At 57.6% G+C, this 5,919-nt stretch carries 5 protein-coding genes; all 5 read left to right on the forward strand.

The genetic code is table 11. From position 1 onward, the window contains the following. Nucleotides 1–92 precede the first annotated feature (92 nt). From HY696_10255 to HY696_10275, 5 genes are read left to right on the forward strand one after another with little or no spacing between them, the layout of a single operon-like run. On the forward strand, nt 93–722 hold the full coding sequence (locus HY696_10255; protein MBI4238776.1) for a hypothetical protein: 630 nt from the start codon (nt 93–95) through the stop codon (nt 720–722). An 18-nt stretch (nt 723–740) separates the two neighbouring features. Next, entirely contained in the window at nt 741–1,130 is a 390-nt protein-coding gene (locus tag HY696_10260; protein MBI4238777.1) for a GPW/gp25 family protein, read from the forward strand. Between the two features lie 3 nt (nt 1,131–1,133). After that, complete coding sequence (locus tag HY696_10265) at nt 1,134–2,891, forward strand: baseplate J/gp47 family protein (protein MBI4238778.1); 1,758 nt, start codon at nt 1,134–1,136, stop codon at nt 2,889–2,891. Nucleotides 2,892–2,900: 9 nt separating this feature from the next. Then, nucleotides 2,901–4,016, forward strand: a complete 1,116-nt coding sequence (locus tag HY696_10270) for a hypothetical protein (GenBank protein MBI4238779.1) — start codon at nt 2,901–2,903, stop codon at nt 4,014–4,016. Nucleotides 4,017–4,029: 13 nt separating this feature from the next. Continuing rightward, nucleotides 4,030–5,769 (forward strand): hypothetical protein, encoded by a 1,740-nt coding sequence (locus HY696_10275; protein ID MBI4238780.1) that lies wholly within the window; start codon nt 4,030–4,032, stop codon nt 5,767–5,769. Nucleotides 5,770–5,919: the final 150 nt, after the last annotated feature.

A 5,919-nucleotide genomic window follows, 5' to 3' on the forward strand; every position in this document is an offset into this window, starting at 1 on the left:
ACAAAATTGATTCCAAGATTTTAAGGTAAGGTGTAGGGTGGGTTTGGTGATCGCTTACAGTCAGTGTCCCTCAGGTGAGCGGCAAAAATATCATGGAGACCTGGGCTTGGCCTTCGGGGCTCGTGGGAGGCGATGACTTCGGAGCCTTCTTCATTCCCCCCAAGGGAGCCGGAATCTGGGTGACCTTCGAAAACGGCGATCCGAACCATCCGATCTGGGAGGGAGGACATTGGGCACGTGGCAAGGCGCCGGAGGTCGCCAAACGGGCCACACCGGACAACCGTGTTTTCCAGACCAAGAACTGGATCATGGAAATGGACGACCAGGAGGGCTCCGAAAAATTCAAGATCACCGATCGGAAATCGGGCAACCATTTTCATTTCGATTCCGCCACCGGGAAACTGGATCTGAAAGTGACCGGTGATGAAAGCACGGAAACAGGTGGCAACCGAAATCGGAACGTCTCGGGAAACAGCAGCGAGACGGTTTCCGGCAATAAGAGCATTTCCTGCGTGAATTTTTCACTCTCCGCCACGGGCAATTCGACGATGACCTTCGGAAGCAGCACCGTAACATTAAGCCCTGCGGAAATCTCGTTCAACGTGGGTGGGCATACCCTGGTCATCAACGGCGGCGGTGTCCACATCGACGGGCGGGAATTCATTGCCCATAACCACTCGGGCGTGGATCCGGGCGGCGGCAACACGGGAGGGGTCAATTGACCCGGGGAGTCAACTGATATGGCACTGATCGCCGATTACGGCCTGACATTCCCCCAGCGGAGAAACGCCAAGGGATTCATCGAATTCACGGGCGACATCCGGACACTCGTCCGCGAGTCCGTCTACCAGATTCTTGGCACGCGGGTCGGCGAACGGATCATGGTACCGGAATTCGGCTCGCGACTGCCGGAGCTATTGTTCGAACCCATCGACGAGATCACGGTGGCACTGGCCCGCGTCTACGTCATCGAGGCGATCGAGAAATGGGAGCCGAGGGTGGAGCTGAACGAGGTCGCCGTGACCGTCAATCCTGATTCGGGCTGGGTGGAGATTTTCGCCGACTACGTAATCATCAACCGGGGGATCGTCGATAGCGTGGCCGTCGCGTTCCCCAGATTCGTCGGGTAAACTATGCCAACGTTCGACAACATCGAGTTCCGCGCCTTCGATTACGACGGTTTCAAGGAGTCGCTCTTCGATATCGCCAAGGCGAATTTCCCCGAATGGACCGATGTTCTCGAGTCCAACCACGGTGTCATGTTCATCGAATGGCTGGCCTTCATCTCGGCGAATCTCGCCTGGATGCAGAACTATCATGCCCGTCAGCATTTCGTGCCGACGGTGAACGAGAACAAGAATCTCACGAAGCTCGCCAAACAGTTCGATTACCACATTCCCAACAACGTGGCGGCGTTGGTTGACCTGACCTTCGGCACCGAGGACGGTGATCCTCTCACCGACGATCTTATCATCCCGAAAGGAACGCAGGCGCGCACTACCGGAGAGACGAGCCTGATTTTCGAGACGACCGCGAACCTCATCATCCCCTCCGGGGCGGCCTCCGGTATCGTCGCCGCCCGCCATCAGGTGACGCGCGACGAAACCGAGACGAGCGACGGCAGCGCCGATTACCGCTCGGCGCTTCACTACAACCCCTACATCGAAGACACCATGGAAATGACGGTCGCCGGCGTGCCCTGGGTGGAGGTCGACAATTTCCTCGATTCCAACGGCAACAGCGAGCACTTCCGTCTGGAGGTGGATTCGGAAGGCGTTCCCACGGTGATCTTCGGGGACAACGTCAACGGCAAGATCCCGCCCGCGGGTGACACGATCGTTTACACCTACAAGGTCGGCGGCGGTGCCCAAGGGAACGTATCGCCGGGAACGATCACGATTCTGGATGCGACCTTCACCGATACCGGAGGCAATCCGGTTTCCCTGATCGTGAACAACGCCTCCGCCTCCCAGGGAGGGGTTGATCGCGAAGACATCGAAACCTCCAAGATCCGGATCCCCAAGTCGATCGGAGCCAAGGAAGTCACCATCGACTATGAGGACTTCGAGGCCATCATCACGAGCGTCGCCGGCGTGAGCCGGGTCCGGATCCTCACCGTGAATGACAACCCCTATATCGAGGAGAACACGGTTCTGGCCGTGGTCTTGCCGGAAACCACCGACACCCTGACCCAAGCCCTCGAGAACCAGATCGAGACGGCGTTGGCCGAAAATCCGCCGCCCTTGACCCAGAGACTCATTCTGACCGGTCCCCAGCTGGTCGATATCCCCGTCGAAATCCGCGACCTGGTTCCCACGAGCGAATTTTCGACCGATGTGGGCGTTTCCGCCACCGCGAGCATCACGCTCTTGGACAATACGTTCGATGTCGGCGACACGATTACGGTCAACGGTCAGGATTTCGTGGTGGGCATCGATTGGCTGGCCGGAGGGGATCTCAATTCCTCCGCCAACAACCTCGCTACCGCGATCGAAGTGGCCTTACCGGAAATTTCGGCCGACGTGAACGCCGCGACGGTCAACCTGACGGTCCGCACGCCGGGAGCTCACGGGAACGATTACACGCTCGCGGCCACGGACGGCGCGACTCCGAATTTCTCCCTGTCCGGCATCACATTCGGCGGCGGCGAGGATTCGGTTGTCCAGGCGGGAGTCCGTGCGGCACTGGAAAAATATTTCGGCCGCGAGAACACCGACGAAGACGGCCGGTACACGATCGATTTCGGCACCACCGTTTACCGGAACCGGATCATCTGGATCATTCAGGATGTGGAGGGCGTGAAGAGCTTCAACCTGGCGTTACCGGCCGCCGACACGATCATGGATATCAACCAGTTCCCGACTCACGGTCTCATTTTCACGACGTCTTGAGGCGCTACCATGTCCGAGAACGAAAAAAATCTGCCTCCGAAAGTATATCATCAGAACGATCCGGACAATATTCTGGACCTTTGGAAGACACTGACCAGCCAAGTCTCGGACGAATTCCGCACTTTTATCGCCGCCTATGACGAGCTGGTCGATCCCGACACGGCCCCCATGGCCTTCGTGGAACTGATGCTGCGACAATTGGGCAATCCGTTCCGTAGTTACCCCCTGACCGATACGCAGAAACGCAAACTCGTGAAGCTTCTGATCCCCATGTACAACCAGAAGGGTCTCGGGAAGGAAAAAGGCATCGTCACCGCGGCCCGATTCCTGCTCGGCATGGAAGTGGAAATCGTCGATCCCCATGCCTACCCCGAGGATGGCTGGCATGTGGGCGTGAGCGAGATCGGACTTTCCACCTATTCGGGCGGTCGTCGCGTTTATTGCAATCTGCTCGAATGGACCGAAGTTTTTTCGGAGGCCGATTGGATCAAATCCCTGATCATCGTCACCCCGCAGGTCATTACCGGACCCACTCCGTGGGGACGTGATGCCGACCGGCTGGACATGAGTGCCCCGGGTGCCTTGATTTATCAGGATGCGACGCCGCTTCTGGCCGCCAATCAACCGTTCACCGCTTCCATCTGGCTCAAGGCCGACGTGCCCGGAACGCTCACTTTCGCCATTCAATCGGTGGATAATCCCTTGGATCAGACGGAAGAGATCCTTGGTGTCACATCGGAATGGCAACGGTTTGTCGTCCAGCACCGGTGTTTCCCCAATACCGCCGGCGATGTCCGTTTTCTCCTGAAATCCGATGCCGGTTTCCCGGGAGACTTGTACGCCTGGGGTGCCCAAATGGTCCGGAGCGATGATCCGGACACCCCGTATGCGCCGAGAACGGACGATGCCGACGATTGCGATCGTCCGGGGGCGTGGGCCTTCCATTTTTTCATTCAGACACCCCGGATTCTCACCGATGACGAGCGGGATCTCCTCCGTGAAATCGCCGACTTCATGAAGCCGGCTCATACTCATTACGGGATTCTGGAACCCAATGACCCCGGTTTTGTGGATCATTGGGAGGTGGGAGTTTCGGAGGTCGGCGTAAATACCTACGTACACTGACAGGTGCGCACGTATGGACAAACATAACTGGTACTACCGATTCCTCGCCGACACCGACTGGCTGAACAGCCATCACGGCGATATCGACAACGCCCTCTGGAATCTCCTCTTGGAGATTACCGAGAACACCGGGGTGGTTTACGGCCTGGATGTCTCCGAACGCGGGGCCGGGGCCAATTTCTCCGTCGATGTCGGTTCGGGTGTCGCTTACGATACCTACGGCCGACGCATCCTCAACAACGCGACCACCAATGTCCCGTTCGCCCAGGATGTGAACGGAAACAATATCGAGGTCTTGAATCCGGGAAACGAGCGGATCGTTTCCATCTACGCCTATTACCACATCACGGATTCGAGTCCCGCTATCGACGGTTTCGGCGATACCGTATTTGAAATCACCGCCGAGGATGTCGAATTCAAACTTTATCAGGGGGCCGAGGCCTTGGCCGGAGCGGCGGTGCCTGCGCCGAACCCCGGCGACGGCGGCGTCCTGCTCGCGCATGCGACGATCAGTTTCGGCGACATCACAGTCAACAATCCCCAAATCGATACCTCCGTAAAAGAGGAACTGACGATCTTGGGTTTCAGCGGTTTTGTCCACGATACCGGAAACGAGACCATCGACGGCGATTGGAGTTTCAACAACGGATCCACGATCACTTTTTATTCCGATAACGGCGTCACGCAGACCATTCACATTGATGGATCCAACGGAAACATCACGACCATCGGCACCGTGGACGGCGTCGATATCAGCAATCACGATCACAGCGGCCCAGGCCAGGGCGGCACGGTCGATCACGGCGATCTCACGAGCATCGGCGTCTATACCCACGCCACCATCGATGCGCACATTAACGATGCTTCGATTCACTTTACCGTCCCTTCAATCGATCACGGTTCGATCTCGGGTCTGGGCGATGACGATCATCCGCAATACACCCACAAAGATCAGAATGAGACCATCTCCCAGGTCTGGTTGCACAATGCCAATATTGACATGGCAGGCGGTGCGCTTGTCGACGGGGTCGATGTCGGATCTCATAATCATACCGGAGGCGCGAACGGACCGGTGTTGGATCACGGCACCTTCGCCGGTTTGGGCGACGACGACCATCCTCAATACGCGGCTACCGCGCAGAACGAGACGATCAACGGCTCCTGGACTTTCAACAATCCGGTAGTCGGTCAGAACCCCACGATCGCCTCGCATCTGGCGACGAAGGCTTATGTGGACGCCAACGCGGGTGTTTCGGACCACGGCGCGCTTTCGGGTCTCGGTGACGATGACCACACGCAATACCTCCATCTCAACAAGGGCGGACAGACGCTCCAGCAAAGCCTGGCCGTCGCCGGCGGAGCGACGATCGACGGGATCAATATCAGCATCCACACCCACTCATTCTCTCTGGGAAGGTCATTCGGCGTGTATGGCAAGCAGACGCAGAACATTGAGACCGACGATATTCTCACCATCGGAGGTTTTACCGCATCGGACATGCCCGTATGGGGAATCTGCCAGATCGATATGACCCAAGGCGGCGGCGGATTCGATAGCGACAACAAGGCGTGGATCGGCGGACCGGGACAGCAAACATTCAACGGGAACGTAAGCCCGACATCGCCTTCCTACAATGGAGGAACGAGTAATTGGGAATTCCGGGTCCGGCAACGGGCCGGAAACGAAAGTATCGTGTGCGCCTATAATCGCAGCGTCATCGAGTGCACCGACAATACCGGAGGGCCGAGCTAATGGCGAAAAGCACCTATTTTTTCGACAAGATCACGGATCAGATCATCGGTTCCCACTCGCACGCCGAAAAGGCTCCGGACGGATCGATCATACCTGCCGATTCCGACATCGCGAACGTATGGGAGAGCATCCGCCAGGGCACCATGTGGC

The sequence above is a fragment of the Deltaproteobacteria bacterium genome, from assembly GCA_016210045.1.
GTDB lineage: Bacteria > UBA10199 > UBA10199.